This is a genomic window from Vibrio gazogenes, assembly GCF_023920225.1.
GTDB classification, from domain to species: domain Bacteria; phylum Pseudomonadota; class Gammaproteobacteria; order Enterobacterales; family Vibrionaceae; genus Vibrio; species Vibrio gazogenes.
Window position 1 is genome coordinate 2,218,301 of sequence record NZ_CP092587.1, and the last position, 15,446, is coordinate 2,233,746.

The window sequence follows — 15,446 nt, forward strand, 5'->3', positions numbered from 1 at the left end:
TCAGTATTTATTGATCAATGGTGTCCAAAACGGATGAAACCTGAGTCGATGTTTGCTGATCAGCAGCTCGCCAACCACCACCGAGCGCTTTATATAAATTGATCCGGCTCAGCAGCAAATTCAAATGTGATGACAGTTCGCTCTCCCGTGCACTAAATAATGATCGTTGTGCATCCAGTAGATCCATATAACTATCATTACCTTTTTCATAGCGCATCTTCGCCAGATTATAATAGGTTTGATTCGCAGCCATATTATTCTGTTGCGCTTGCCACTCTTCCATATAATAGGTTTGCCCTAACAGTGCATCAGAAACTTCTTTAAACGCGGTTTCAATCGCCTGCTGATAAGCAACAACTGAACGCTGCTTCTTAATCTTTGCCACATCAAGAGAAGCTTGATTACTGCCCCAGTCGAAGATAGGTAAAGAGATAGACGGTGAGAATTGCCAATACCCCGAATCCGAGTTAAATAACCCCGACAGAGAATTACTGGCGCTGCCCGCACTTGCAGTTAAACGAATACTCGGGAAAAATGCAGCTCGGGCCGCACCGATATTGGCATTGTCCGCCTTAAGCGCATGTTCAGCAGACAAAATGTCAGGACGCTTAAGTAACAATTCTGATGAGGTACCAACTTGCAACGCTGACAGCATCTGCCCGCTTTCTTCTGGCAAGCGCCCGTCAATGTATTGCATGATCGGCGCACCAACCAATTGTCGCAGCACATTGTATCCTTTCGCAACGGCCAGTTTGTACTGCGCTTGTGTCGCTTGAGCACTATGCAATGCTGTCTTACTTTGCGCGAGGGTCAAAGCATCACTGTATCCGGCATCATAGCGAGTTTGCACCAGTGACAGGGTTTCTTGATATGCATCGACCGTCTCTGTCGTCAACTTCAACAACTCTTGATTGGTGAGGAGATTCATGTAAGCGCTGGCGACTTCACTGATCAAAGCAATCACCGTACTGCGCCGAATCTCATCCTGAGACAGATAACTTTCAAGTGCCTGATCACTCAGGCTTTGTACCCGACCAAACAGATCCAACTCATAACTTGTCACACCGACCGTTGCCTTATACTGGGAAGTATATGACTTCCCATTACCCGTATTCGCATCAGAAAAACGTGTTCTCGAACCACTCCCCGAGGCGTCCAGCCCCGGATAGCGTTCTGCATCTTGAATTCGGTACGTTGCTCGTAAAGAGGCAACATTCAGCAATGTCGTTTTCAAGTTTTTATTGTTTGCCAGAGCCAGCTCAATCAACGACTGTAACCGCTCATCCGGCATAAAGGTCCGCCAGTCAGGCAGCTCGCTTTCTGCCGTCTGACTGACATCAACACCTTGCCACCCCTGCGTTGAAGGGACATCAGGCTGGTGATAATCCGGTGCTAGGCTACAACCACTTAAAACAGCCGCAACCATCAGTGGTAATAACTTAATTTGCACTCGTGTGATCCTCCACAGCCGAAGTCGCAGAGAGGTCGCCTCTAGGCTTGGTGCGGAACAATCGCATCACCAAAACAAAGAATACCGGCACGAAGAAAATCGACAGTACGGTTGCAGAGACCATCCCACCGACAACCCCCCAACCAATTGCATTTCGGCTGGCAGCGCCCGCACCACTACTGAGTGCTAACGGTAAAACCCCCAGAATAAATGCGAAAGATGTCATCAGAATCGGACGTAAACGCATCCGACAAGCTTCAACCGTTGCTTTGAACAGATCCATGCCCTCATCGTACTGAGCTTTGGCAAACTCAACGATCAGAATCGCGTTTTTCGCGGATAAACCAATCGTCGTCAGCAACCCAACCTGAAAATAAATATCATTCGCCAACCCTTTTAAAGAGGTTGCTAATACCGCACCAAAAATCCCCAACGGCACAATCAAAATCACCGAGAACGGAACACTCCAGCTTTCATAGAGGGCCGCCAGACTGAGGAATACGATAAGCAAAGAGATGCCATACAGCAGCATGGCTTGAGACCCCGACTGTCTTTCCTGATACGAAGAACCACTCCATTCCACATCAATGCCTTTTGGCAACTGTCGAACCAATTTCTCAATCTCAAGCATCGCATCACCCGAACTCTTTCCGGGTGCAGCCGAACCCTGGATATTAACCGCAGGTGAAGCATTAAAACGCTCTAACCGCGGTGAACCATAGGTCCAGTGCGTTTTCGCAAAGGAGTCAAACGGCACCATATCTCCTTCTGCGTTACGCACATGCCATAGATTGAAGTCTTCCGGATTCATCCGGAATGGCGCATCCGCCTGAACATATACTTTCTTAATCCGCCCGTTATCGACAAAGTCGTTCACATAAGTTGATCCCCATGCCGTGGATAACGTTGAGTTAATATCGTTAACCGCGACGCCCATTGCCATCGCTTTTTCATAATCGATATCAATCCGGAACTGAGCCGTATCTTCCATCCCGTTAGGTCGAACAGACATCAGATTCGGATCCTTTGCTGCCATCCCCAACAATTGGTTACGCGCCTGAATCAGAGCTTCGTGTCCGAGGTTACCGCGGTCGACCAGATACGCATCAAAGCCACTGGCGGTCCCTAACGAGATAATCGGAGGCAGGTTAAATGCAAATATTTGTGCTTCTTTAATCTGTCCAAAAGCACCCCATGCACGCCCGATAATGGCTTCGACGGACTGAGAAGGCTTGGTGCGCAGACTCCAGTCCTTCAGTTTGACGAATCCCAGCCCCATATTCTGGCCACGTCCGGCAAAACTAAACCCAGCAACAGTAAAGACCGACTCAACATCATTTTTTTCATCTTGCAGAAAATGATGGCGGATTTTTTCCATCACATTGAGTGTCCGCTCCTGCGTTGCACCGGCAGGGAGTTTGACCATCACCAAGAAGGCGCCCTGATCTTCATCAGGTAGGAAGGAAGTCGGCAACTTATGCCATAAAACACCCAGCCCGCCAACGATTAATGCATAGATCACCAGGTATCTGAGCTTCTGGTGGATCCCTTTTTCTACCGTGCCTTTATAGCGCACGGTTCCCTGATTAAACAATCGGTTAAACAGCGCAATCGGGCCACGTTTCGCCTGATGACTCCCCTCCGACAGTGGTTTCAGAATCGTCGCACACAGTGCCGGGGTAAGAATCATCGCCACTAAAACAGACAACGCCATGGAAGATACGATTGTCAGAGAGAACTGCCGATAAATGGCCCCGGCAGCACCACCAAAGAAGGCCATCGGAATAAATACCGCACTCAGAACCAAGGCAATTCCGACCAGTGCACCGGTAATCTGTCCCATCGACTTACGGGTTGCTTCTAGGGGAGACAAACCGTCCTCTGCCATCACCCGTTCGACGTTTTCAACCACAACAATCGCGTCATCCACCAGCAGACCAATCGCCAGCACCAAACCAAACATCGTCAGGGTGTTAATTGAAAACCCAAAGGCAGCCATAATGCCCATCGTCCCCAATAACACGACTGGCACCGCAATGGTCGGAATCAGGGTCGCGCGGAAGTTCTGCAAGAAGAGGTACATGACCAAGAAGACCAGTACAACGGCTTCAATCAGGGTATGAACCACCTCTTCAATCGAGATTTTAACGAATGGGGTTGTATCAAATGGATAAACAATTTTCAGAGAGCTGGGGAAGAATGGTTTCAATTCCTCCATCTTGGCACGCACAGCATCCGCGGTATCCAAAGCATTGGCACCAGTGGCAAGCCGAACCGCGATCCCCGTTGATGGCGAACCATTGAACCGAGCAACAGCGCCATAACTTTCACCACCGATTTCAATACGCGCAACATCTTGCAAACGAATTTGAGAACCATCGGTATCAACTTTAAGCAGAATATTTTTAAAGTCGCTGACACTACTCAGACGTCCCTGAGCCGTGATGGTTGCTGTCAGCTGTTGCCCTTTGACTGCGGGCGTTCCACCCAGCTCACCGACAGATACCTGCGTATTCTGGGTCTTAATGGCACCGAGCACATCACTGGAAGTCAGACTGAACTTGTTCAGTTTATGCGGATCCAGCCAGATTCTCATCGCATGCTGCGCCCCAAAGACTTGAGTTTCACCCACACCCTGAACACGGCTAATCGGATCTTTAACATTTGAGGCGATGTAATCCGCGATACTGGTATTGTTCATGCTGCCATCAGATGAAATAAAACCGATCACCATCAAGAAACTACTGGTTGATTTCGCAACCGTAATCCCTCGGGTCACAACCGACTCAGGCAACGACGACTCAACGGCAGACAATTTATTCTGTACCTGAACCTGAGCGATATCCGGGTTCGTCCCCGTCGCAAATGTCAGATTAATAGAAAACGAACCGGACGAATCACTGTTAGAAGACATATACAACAGATTATCGATACCATTCATGTTTTGTTCGATAACCTGCGTCACACTGTTTTCCACGGTTTTAGCAGACGCACCGACATAAACACCAGAGATACTCACCGCCGGTGGTGCAATCTGTGGATACTGTTCAATCGGTAAAGTTTTGATGGACAGTACACCAGCAAGCATGATCACAATCGCAATCACCCATGCAAAAATTGGTCTGTCGATAAAAAAGCGAACCATATTTTATTGCCCCTGCTCTACCATGTTTGCCGTCACCATTGCTCCCGGACGAATTTTTTGTAATCCGCTCACAATAACTTTTTCTCCGGCTTTCAAACCGGAATCAATCAGCCACTGAGACCCGACAATCCGGTTAGTGGTGATATCACGGTCTTCGACTTTGTTTTCTGCATTAATCACCATGACATGGGCCTGACCCTTGTCATCACGCGTGACTGCAGCCTGTGGAACTAAAATCGCTTTTTCACGATATTCTGTCGGTAGCTCAGCTCTCACGAACAGCCCGGGCAGAAGACGTTGATCAGGGTTAGGAAGTAAAGCACGCAGGTTCACCGTACCGGTGTTCTCATTCACAGTCACATCAGCAAACTGTAAGGTCGCTTCCTGCTCAATTTTCGTCCCGTCATCCAAACTCAGTTTGATACCACTCAGCTTCTTGTCACTGCTGGCCGTTTGTTTTCTCAGTTTCAAAAGTTCATTACTGGATTGAGAAAGATCGACGTACAAGGGATCTAATTGCTGAATCGTCGCCAAATAGTTGGTCTGATTAGCTGTAACCAACGCCCCTTCGGTCACATTTGATTTACCTATCCGTCCGGAAATCGGTGCTTTAATATGGGTATAATTTAAATTGATCTGGGCAGATTTCACAGAGGCCTCGGCAGCCATCACTGCGGCAAGCGCTTCACGGTAAGTCGCGCGTGAATCTTCATAATCTTGCTCACTGATCGCACGGCTTTTCACCAGTGTCCGATAACGTTCAGCCTGTAACTTTGATTTTTCTAATGTGGCTTGGGCGGAAGCTAAACTAGCCTTGGCACTATCCAAAGTCGCATCATATGTTGCAGGGTCAATTTGGTATAACACTTCACCTTTTTTGACGATGCTACCTTCAACAAACAAGCGTTTAATAATAATACCAGCGACCTGAGGTCTTACTTCTGCCACCCGATAAGCACTTGTTCGTCCGGGAAGCCGAGCGGTCAACTCGATAGGCTGATATTGGAGCGCGACAGCATCAACCGCGACAGCCTGTGGCTTTTGTTGGCTGGTTGCTTCAGCCTTAGTGCCATCCGGTTGGCACCCGACTAGCGTAAACACCAACCCGAAGGCGACCAATGACTGGCGATAAAGAGGGAAGGTTTTCGTCATGAATTACTCTCCTAAAACTATGCTACTAGCGCTGAAGTCACATTACTTCAGCGCCTCATTCTTTATTCTGGACATGATTGAGTCATCATTGTGTTTACAGTGACACCGCGAAGAATCTCTACAAACCGACCAATCAAGCAGCATCAAATCGTCATGCATATGTATTTGTTATGGCGCCACTTTATCAGTCACAAATCATACTGTCACAAAATGACAGAGAACTAACTATATTCTAGATATTTAACGGGTTAAAGTGTGGTTAATGATGGCCGTATTTTAAGCAATTGAAGTCATTAATATAATATATTTATCAATGAAGACTCAGAATGGAAATTATAGGGTATTCAATAGATTGAATACAATCATCACGGATACTTATCTGTTATCGGTCGATGCGATAATGTAAAAACCCAATCAAAATGATTGGGTTTTCAGGCCATGAACAACTGATTGGCATCAAGAATGTGCTTTCGCCGTTTGGATATAAATATCTCTGAGCTGCAACGCGACTGCTCCCGGCTGACCATCCCCGATGGGCTGATCATCGATTGCAACCACCGGCCAGACAAACGTGGTTGCCGAACTGATAAATGCTTCTTTGGCCTGCATCGCTTCTTCGATGGTAAATAAGCGTTCTTCAACCGTAAGCCCGGTATCTTGAACCAGCTTCATCAAAGCCGCCCGGGTAATTCCATGCAGGATATCATGACTCAGTGGTCGTGTAACCAATGTTCCTTCTTGCGTCACGATATACGCATTACTGGATCCCCCTTCCGTCACATATCCGTCTTCAATCAGCCACACATCATCAGCGCCTGCTGCGTGTGCTGCATGTTTTGCCAAACACGCAGGCAACAGACTGGTCGTTTTAATATCTCGGCGTTTCCAGCGGATATCTTCAAATGAAATCACTTTAATGCCATGCTTCACTTTCGGGCTATCCACTAATTGCTTGGCTTGAGTAAACAAAACTAACGTCGGCTCAATCGCATCTTGGTAAGAAAAATCACGATCCCCTTCATTACCTCGGGTTAATTGCAGATAGATGCCCCCTTCAACCAAATCATTCTTTTCGATCAGCGTCTGCTGAATGGACGTCAGTTGTTCCGCAGTGGCTGGCATTTTAATGCCCAGCTCACGACATGAGCGTTCCAGACGAGCAATATGTCCTGCATTATCAATCAGTTTGCCGTCCAATACAGATGTAACTTCATAAACCGCATCGGCAAATAGAAATCCCCGGTCAAAAATTGACACTTTCGCTTCCGATTCAGGAACATACGTCCCATTGACATAAACAATCCGTTCCATAAGTAATTTTTCCTCTATCCCCACAGTTCTGTCCCAAAAGGCAACATTTGATTTTTTTCAAACTCAAAACCATGTTCAATATCCTGCTTCAGTAATAACGGCCCATCCAGATCAACAACTTCAGCGCCCTGAGCAACAACAAATGCAGGTGCCATGCTAAGTGAAGAAGACAACATACACCCCACCATAATCTGTAATCCGGCGTCCTGAGCCGCTTGTTTCAATGCCAGTGCCTCGGTCAGCCCACCAGCCTTATCCGTCTTAATATTGACCATATCGTAACGGCCAATAACACGGCTCAGGCTCTGTCGGTCATGACAAGATTCATCAGCACAAATCGGTATCGGCCGGGCCAGTCCGTCTAAAACGCTATCTTCATCGGCATGAAACGGCTGTTCGATCATCGCAACATTCAACTGCTCTAACTCAGGAATCAATGCTTGATAGGTTTCAACATCCCAGGCTTCGTTGGCATCAAGAATAATGGTTGCCTGCGGTGAGCCACGACGAACAGCACGAACGCGATCCAAATCTTCCGGGCCACCCAACTTCAACTTGAGCAGCGGCCGAAAAGCATTCGCGACCGCAGCCTCTTCCATCTTGTGAGGCTTATCCAGCGATAAGGTATAAGCGGTTGTCAACGCACAAGGCTCGACCTGAAGCCGTGACCAAATCGTGGTTTGCCCGAGCTTACATTCCAGATCCCACATGGCGCAATCGACTGCATTTCGAGCCGCCCCCGCAGGTAATAAGGGTTGGAGTTGTTGACGGTTAATCCCACATTTGATTTCAGGAAAAACGCCTTCAATCTGTGCAATAACGCTGTCAATAGACTCCCCATAACGGTTATAGGGAACACACTCTCCCCGCCCGATGAAACCATTTTTTTCAATTTCAACCACAATCGTTTCAGCGGAAGTCTTACTTCCGCGAGAAATCGTGAAACTGCCTCGAATCGGCCAGCTTTTCCGATAGAGACGAATATTCATAGGCACGCTACCAGCTGTTCAACAATTCGTCCGACACCCTGCCGGAAAGGGTCAACCACCGGTAATCCAAGCTGTTCTTCAAGCGAAGCCATATACGACAATGCCGCTTGCTCATCCAGTCCAGACGTATTGATCGATACCCCGACAAACTGAGCATTCGGATTCGTTAAACGTGCTGTCGCCAGGTTGGTAGCCATACAAACATCAATATCCGGTAAGGCATAGTCCGGTAACCCTCGCATATGCTGCCGCGTGGGCTCATGACACAACACCAGCGCATCCGCCTGAGAACCATGAATCAATCCTGTGGTGACACCGGCAAACGATGCATGGAATAAAGAGCCCTGCCCTTCGATGACATCCCAGTGTTCAGGACTGTTGGCAGGAGATATTGTCTCAATCGCACCAGAGATAAAGTCCGCTACGACACAGTCAGCACTGACCCCCTCGCCCGAAATGAGAATCCCTGTCTGACCGGTTGCCCGGAAATCGGCATTCATCCCTTGGTCGCGCATTTCTTTTTCAATCGCAAGGGATGTATACATTTTTCCGACAGAGCAATCGGTGCCTACAGTTAGCAGACGCTTACCCGTGCGCTTTTTACCATTCGCAACCGGATAGGCCTGAGTCGGATAGCGTACATCAAACAGAGCACAACCTTGTTTCTCCGCGCACGCCACCAAAGCGGGTATATCGGTCAACTTATTATGCAATCCCGACGCAATATCCATCCCGGCTTCTAACGCTTCAACCAGTACATTGATCCATTCATCAGAAATAATGCCGCCTCGGTTTGCAACACCAATCACCAGCGTTTTTGCTCCAGCGGCCACGGCGTCCGAAATGCTCATATCAGGCAAATCACAATCTGCATTGCAGCTCTCTAACCGAAACTGTCCGACACAATACTCTGGACGCCATGTTTTAATGCCTTGGGCAACTTTGGCAGCTAATGCATCAGCTGCATCACCTAAAAACAATAAATACGGTTTCTTCAGTTCCATCTCGCAATCACTCCATCCAAGTCTGCATAACTATAAAATGTTCATTATGGGTCAATCATTATTTACAGAGCAAAATACATGACAACATGGAGGAAAGGAACTGAGCAATAGCATTGTTTTTGTGCGTCAATTTTGAATATAAATTCATATTAACACTAAAAATATGAATAATAATTCAATCAATGCCAGAAGAGCATATTATAGAAACAGCCACACCTATAGATTTTTTCAGAGTCTTATTCTAAACCCACAGACTGAATCAGAAAAATGCACGGTCTATACCTTTTTTTCAAATTTATATAATTTTACAGAAGCAGCCATTATTTAGTGATTCAAACTACACAATCAAACCAGACAAAACCTTACAGATATGTGACTTTAATCACTAAAGCAATGATAAGTCATGTATATCTCTTCAGACTCCAGTGTTAATTTTGCCCTAAAATAGTGCAATTTGCACATATTTAGTGCTATATATTGACATTTCTCCGATCAAAACCATTCCTTGAATCAGAATCGCATGATGTTCACTTATGTACCTAACCTGTCACTCATTACATCCCTCCCTTTTATGCCTTAAAATTTAAAACTATAAAAAACGATATTTACAGCATAAAATGAAAGGTCGTATCATAACAAATGTCGTTAACAACATTTCTCAGACGCATTCTGCACAGATATGGTTTTCTCACCCCAGTACGCAATCAGCAAGACTCCCATCATCTTAGTGCTCTGGCCTGTATATTGCTTCTTCTGCTTTGCTGCTTGGATATGATGGTCGTCAATGGAAATTGCACAAACCTCATCCGCTGATGACATGTTCGCAGAGTGACGCGGTAGGATACGTATGATGAATACGTGAATGATTAATATATGCATTACTCAAGCAGGCGATATACACTGTTGTAACAAAAAATTAAAGATGATCTCTATATTTGCCCAAATCAGGAACAATTATGATTACTGCTGAAGCGGTTATTGATTTAAATGCATTAAGGAATAACTTCACCTTATTAAAATCCCACTGTGAAAGTGACACCAAACTGATTGCAGTGTTAAAAGGTGATGCTTACGGACACAACGCTGTCCAAGTCGCACGCGCATTACCACATGCCGATATGTTTGCCGTCTCTCGGATTGAAGAAGCGATTGAATTACGTTCAGCAGATATTCTTCAACCCATCTTATTATTGGAAGGTTGTTTCTGCTCGGAAGATCTCCAACTGGCTGCACAACTCAATTTTCACACCACGATCCACTGTATTGAGCAACTACAAGATTTCGAACGAACGCCACTGACGCACCATATTTCGGTTTGGTTAAAGTTAGATACAGGGATGCACCGCCTCGGTGTTCAGGCCGATGAAATCAACACTTACATCACTCGCTTGGAAAAAAGCGGTAAAGTCGCTGGTGATGTTGGCTTCATCAGCCATTTCAGCTGTGCTGACGACCTGAATTCGCATTCAACACGGGCTCAGCTTGAACATTTTCAGACTCATACGCAACCGTACCCAGGGATGAAAACACTGGCTAACTCAGCCGGCATTCTGTATTGGCCCGATACTCACTTTGACGCGGTCCGTGCTGGGATTGCCTTATATGGCATTGCTCCGAGTATTCATGAAATCGGTCAACAACGTCATTTAGATCCGGTGATGACATTACAGTCCAAGTTAATTGCCGTTCGTCGGCATCAGGCAAACCAACCAGTCGGCTATGGTGAAAACTGGACATCTGATCGAGACACCTATATGGGTGTGGTTGCAATGGGCTATGGTGACGGCTATCCGAGATCGGCCCCGAACGGCACGCCCGTCTATATTAATGGCCGTATTGTGCCGATTTCCGGTCGGATATCCATGGATATGATCACCGTCGATCTGGGACCGAACGCAACCGATCAGGTTGGAGATCCCGTTGAACTTTGGGGGAAACATGTACCGGTCGAGCAAGTTGCCAAATTAGTCGGAACAATCCCATATGAGCTGGTGATTCAACTGACCCGACGCGTTGTCAGAACCTTTATCAATGAATAAAAAATCACGACATTGCCAGTTACATCGACTGAACGACAGCCGATGACTGCAATGTCTGATGAATCTTCGCTGCAAACTCAAGTGCATGGGCACCATCACCATGAATACAGATGGTATCGGCTTGAATCTCGACCCACTGCCCGTCGGTAGCCCGAACTTTACCTTGGCAGACCATATCAAGCACCTGATTTAAAGCTGCATCGTCATGATCAATCAAAGCATCGGGTCGGTCGCGTGGGGTTAACGTCCCGTCAGGCTGGTAAGTGCGATCTGCGAAAACTTCATGCGCCACACGCAGCCCTTCGCTTTCCGCGGCGCGGATCAGTGCACTACCGGATAATCCATACAATACCAACGTTGGGTCAATATCTTTCACCGCCCGGGCAATTGCGCCTGCCAGTAACGCATCCTGAGCCGCCATATTGTATAACGCCCCATGCGGTTTCACATGATGTAAATGCCCGCCGGCAGCACGAACAAAACCATGTAACGCGCCAATCTGATAAACCACCATGTCATAGGCTTCCTGAGGCGTAATTGCCATGATCCGACGACCAAAGCCGACGAGATCCGGTAATCCCGGATGTGCCCCAATGGATAAACGTTTCTCTAGTGCATATCTGACCGTCTCGCGCATGACACTCGGATCACCGGCATGAAAGCCACAAGCAATATTGACCGAACTGACAAAATCCATCAGTGCGACATCATTGCCGAGTGAATACACGCCAAAACTTTCTCCCATATCACAATTCAGATCAACGCTGTTCATATTGTCCTCACGGCTTAACTCGGTTTGATAACTGGACGCTTGGTCTTCCCGTTCAGCGGGCAGTCAGTGCCAATGTCACACGTTGTAAATAACGTGCCTGAATGTCGGCAGCCATCCGTGCCTCAGCCAAAGAGACCGGCTGAAAATACACCGACTCACCCGGGCGCAGTTGACCTAAACGCCACAAATCACTGTCAATCACGACAGCCATTCTCGGGTATCCCCCACTGGTCTGCCCTTCTGCTGCCAGAATAATCGGTTGCCCATCCGGAGGCAATTGAATCACCCCGGGGAAAACCGCATGAGATAGAAGTTTGATCTCAGATTGCGCCTCAATCGGTGCACCTTCAAGCCGGAATCCCATTCGATTACTCTGGGGACTCACTTGCCACGCAGTGGTGAAAAACCGTGCTTGAGCATGGGGAGAATAATGACCGAATTCAGGGCCGGTACAGACACGAATGATGGCATCGGGTATCGGCAATAAAAGACCAACACGTTCACTGACCACCGCATCATTAATGCCGTGCCGTTCTCCGACAAACAGCCGATCACCTTTCTGCAACGACCGGCCATCCATCCCACCGAAACCAGCCTGTAAATCGGTTGCAGCCGATCCCATCACCAGCGGCACATTAATCCCGCCTTGAATCGCCAGATAAGTACACAATCCCCGCTTAGATATCTTGAGCCGTAAACGCTGTCCGGCATGGGCACAGTAACGCCATCCCGGATAAACAGGCTCATCATCTAACCGGGCAAAACAATCGGCACCAGTCAGCGCAAAACAGACATCGCTTTGAAAGAGAAACACGCTGGCCCCGAACATGATTTCCAACCCTGCGGTATCGTCGGGGTTACCGACCAGTCGATTGGCAATCGTCAACGCCAGACCATCGAGCGCACCCGCGCGGGATACACCTTGATGACGAAATTTCTCACGTCCCAAATCCTGCACACTCACCAGCGGTCCGGTTTGTAGCACTTCAATCATCATCGACCTCCGCCACCGTGAACGTGACCCGATCCCCCGGTAACCAGAAGGAAGGTTGTGTGCGCTGTGGATCAAACAAAACCACGTCCGTACGTCCAATCACTTGCCAGCCTCCGGGAGAGGCATTGGGATAAACACCAGTTTGAGCACCACCAATTGCGACGGAACCAACTGGAATTTTTGTCCGGGGGGAATGATGTCGGGGTGTATGCAGTGCTTCAGGTAACCCGCCAAGGTAAGCAAACCCCGGCTGAAAACCTAAAAAATAAACGCGATATTCAGCCTCAGTATAAAGACGAATCACCGCTTCAATACTCAATCCGGCATGATCCGCAACATGTGCCAAATCAGGACCGGCTTCTCCACCGAATGTCACGGCTATTTCCAGTTGCCGTCCATCGATCGATACCATATCGTCACTCGCCCAATAGTGATCGAACAACGCACAAATATGGTCATATTCATCTGACCCGTTGGCGATTATATTTGGCTGAATACGAACCGTCAGATTATTCATACCGGGGACAACATCGACCATTTCAGGTCTGGTTCTAAGCTGTTCCGCCATGGCCCAGATTTTCTGTTGCTGAGGTAATGTCACCGGTTCCGGTGCCTGAAGCACGTAGCTGTGCTCTCCTAACTGATATATGTCAGGCATCTGCCCGGGTCCTTTCACTCGAAGTTCCCTCCATGTTAGTGATATCGAACAGGACAGAATCGACACGATGACAATCAAAATCAGAAAAATACATTGATTGGCTTTGGTGTGTTGATCTTAAATGATGTTTCTGACCGAATGACGATGAATAAAGGCTTTAACCTCTTCAATCGGCATCGCTCTGGCGTAATACCATCCTTGCCCGATCACCTCGATATCTCGTTTACGCAAATACTCAACTTGTTCGAGAGTTTCAATCCCCTCCAACACAATCGTGACATCCTCAAATCCTTCCAGCAGATCTAACATCATGTTCACAGTTCGTCCAGCAATCGTGTCAGTCCCCAACGCACTGGTAAACATACGGTCAATCTTGATCTCATCCGTATAGATATCACTCAACCACGACAAATTCGAGTATCCCGTCCCGAAATCGTCAAGTGATACACGGAAATGATGCATCCGGAGCGTGTCACACACGGAAACAACATCCTGACAACCAAATGATGAGCGTTCGGTAATTTCAAACATAATCTGATTGACATTGACTGAATACTTTTTCACAAGCTCACTCACGCGCTCAATGAAAGCCTTGTTCAGGTACTCATCTACGGCCAAGTTGATGCTCAAAGTGTATTCCGGATATTGTTGTAAAACTCGCGCCATATCTTGAATCGACTGCTCGATAACAAATAGTGTCAACTGTCGAATCTGCTTCGTCTGTTCCGCCAGAGGAATAAAGACCTCAGGGCTGATCGTTCCCAACAGGGAATCATGCCAGCGACATAACACTTCAAACCCTTGAACCCGTTCATCTCTCAGCACAAATTTAGGTTGATATACCAACGAGAGTTGCCGATGCGTAATCGCCTTACGCAAGCGACTTTTCAACTGTTTTCCCTGGGAGGCGGGTATTCCCCAGACTTTATAACTGAGCAAGATAAAGAGGATAACAACCACAAAAGCAATCAGGATCGGACCATTCAAAACATGATAGAAAAAAGGATGATTATCTCTGACCAACACACAGATCGATGGTTTATGATGACACTGTTTCTCAATCAGCAAGCTAGACAAACGCCCGTCCGGTTTAATTCCCGATAACGTCGTATCGCCCAACCGTTCAAAAACATGCTTCAGGTTCGAGCTGCGGATTTCAACCGTGTAATTGGTCGAAATATCAAACCCTTCAAAGGCTCGCGGGGCGGTCATCGCAATCACATTATCACGAAAAGTCAGATCAATCAGAACATGATGCGGTAATGATTCAAACGGGTAATTTTTGACAAAAGAATAACCATTTGACATATATTGTGCGTTAGGTAATTGGAGCGGATGCGCTAGTTTTTTGAGCACCAGGCACTGAATCATTCCCCCCTCAATCCGACCAATATCGGCAATAAAATGGTTGACATGCAGAATATCCTGCATCAAATTTTCGTCTTCCTGACTACATGGAACCGTATCACTGTCAGCCAACAACTGTATCGCTTCGCCCAATTGCGTTGCGATTTGGCTGGCATGACTGAGGGTTAGATAAGCAATACTTTTCATTTCTTCACGATGAAATGTCGTCATCATCATCTGTGCAAAAATGCCAAGAAAGAGGATCGTGAGAAAAACCAATTGCATCGGTTGCTTCAAAGCCAAGACATATGATCTGAATTTACTTGCCTTGCGCAGCTTGTCGGATGAATGCTCTGTCATATAAAATCCTAGTTTACGACTTCCGTCCTTAGGTAGTACCAACCGAGTAGCCCTCCCGACTCTATACAATCATCATACTGATTATTTTCGTACTTAATGACAGTTTAGTTCACGAAATTCAATACAACCTATATCGGATCATCATGAGATGACTGGGAATTATTGTAAGATTCTATACTAAAAATGTTCATTATTTGAATCATATGCACAAATTCACTGAGTAAT

At 47.0% G+C, this 15,446-nt stretch carries 11 protein-coding genes; 1 reads left to right on the top strand and 10 read right to left on the bottom strand.

Features of this window, described 5'->3' with window-relative positions:
- Positions 1-7 precede the first annotated feature (7 nt).
- The 6 genes from MKS89_RS09830 to dgcN all read right to left on the bottom strand — a co-directional run bounded on the left by MKS89_RS09830 (position 8) and on the right by dgcN (position 9,051).
- Positions 8-1,450, bottom strand: coding sequence for an efflux transporter outer membrane subunit (locus MKS89_RS09830; protein ID WP_106406957.1), 1,443 nt, complete (start codon positions 1,448-1,450; stop codon positions 8-10).
- Complete coding sequence (locus tag MKS89_RS09835) at positions 1,440-4,595, bottom strand: efflux RND transporter permease subunit (RefSeq protein WP_072958803.1); 3,156 nt, start codon at positions 4,593-4,595, stop codon at positions 1,440-1,442. Before MKS89_RS09835 ends, MKS89_RS09830 begins: the two co-directional genes overlap by 11 nt.
- Positions 4,596-4,598: 3 nt before the next feature.
- The gene (locus tag MKS89_RS09840) at positions 4,599-5,747 is read right to left on the bottom strand and encodes an efflux RND transporter periplasmic adaptor subunit (RefSeq protein ID WP_072958805.1); all 1,149 of its coding nucleotides are present in this window, start codon (positions 5,745-5,747) and stop codon (positions 4,599-4,601) included.
- 456 nt (positions 5,748-6,203) lie between these two features.
- Entirely contained in the window at positions 6,204-7,058 is an 855-nt protein-coding gene (locus MKS89_RS09845) for a D-amino-acid transaminase (RefSeq protein ID WP_072958808.1), read from the bottom strand.
- 14 nt (positions 7,059-7,072) lie between these two features.
- Entirely contained in the window at positions 7,073-8,047 is a 975-nt protein-coding gene (gene dgcA / locus MKS89_RS09850; protein WP_072958811.1) for an N-acetyl-D-Glu racemase DgcA, read from the bottom strand.
- Positions 8,044-9,051 carry an N-acetyltransferase DgcN gene (dgcN, locus tag MKS89_RS09855; protein ID WP_072958814.1) on the bottom strand — a complete coding sequence of 336 codons (1,008 nt, stop codon included), beginning with the start codon at positions 9,049-9,051 and terminating at the stop codon, positions 8,044-8,046. The genes dgcA and dgcN overlap by 4 nt, the downstream gene beginning before the upstream one ends.
- Before the next feature lie 956 nt (positions 9,052-10,007).
- Here dgcN and alr point away from each other — a divergent pair.
- On the top strand, positions 10,008-11,090 hold the full coding sequence (alr, locus tag MKS89_RS09860; protein WP_072958819.1) for an alanine racemase: 1,083 nt from the start codon (positions 10,008-10,010) through the stop codon (positions 11,088-11,090).
- Between the two features lie 19 nt (positions 11,091-11,109).
- Here alr and MKS89_RS09865 read toward each other — a convergent pair whose 3' ends face one another.
- The 4 genes from MKS89_RS09865 to MKS89_RS09880 all read right to left on the bottom strand — a co-directional run bounded on the left by MKS89_RS09865 (position 11,110) and on the right by MKS89_RS09880 (position 15,221).
- Positions 11,110-11,862: a LamB/YcsF family protein gene (locus MKS89_RS09865; protein ID WP_072958822.1), complete on the bottom strand. Its 753-nt coding sequence runs from the start codon at positions 11,860-11,862 to the stop codon at positions 11,110-11,112.
- 52 nt (positions 11,863-11,914) lie between these two features.
- Entirely contained in the window at positions 11,915-12,859 is a 945-nt protein-coding gene (locus MKS89_RS09870) for a 5-oxoprolinase subunit C family protein (RefSeq protein ID WP_205409157.1), read from the bottom strand.
- The gene (gene pxpB, locus MKS89_RS09875) at positions 12,849-13,514 is read right to left on the bottom strand and encodes a 5-oxoprolinase subunit PxpB (RefSeq protein WP_072958879.1); all 666 of its coding nucleotides are present in this window, start codon (positions 13,512-13,514) and stop codon (positions 12,849-12,851) included. The genes MKS89_RS09870 and pxpB overlap by 11 nt, the downstream gene beginning before the upstream one ends.
- A gap of 117 nt (positions 13,515-13,631) precedes the next feature.
- Positions 13,632-15,221 (bottom strand): EAL domain-containing protein, encoded by a 1,590-nt coding sequence (locus MKS89_RS09880; RefSeq protein ID WP_072958826.1) that lies wholly within the window; start codon positions 15,219-15,221, stop codon positions 13,632-13,634.
- Positions 15,222-15,446: the final 225 nt, after the last annotated feature.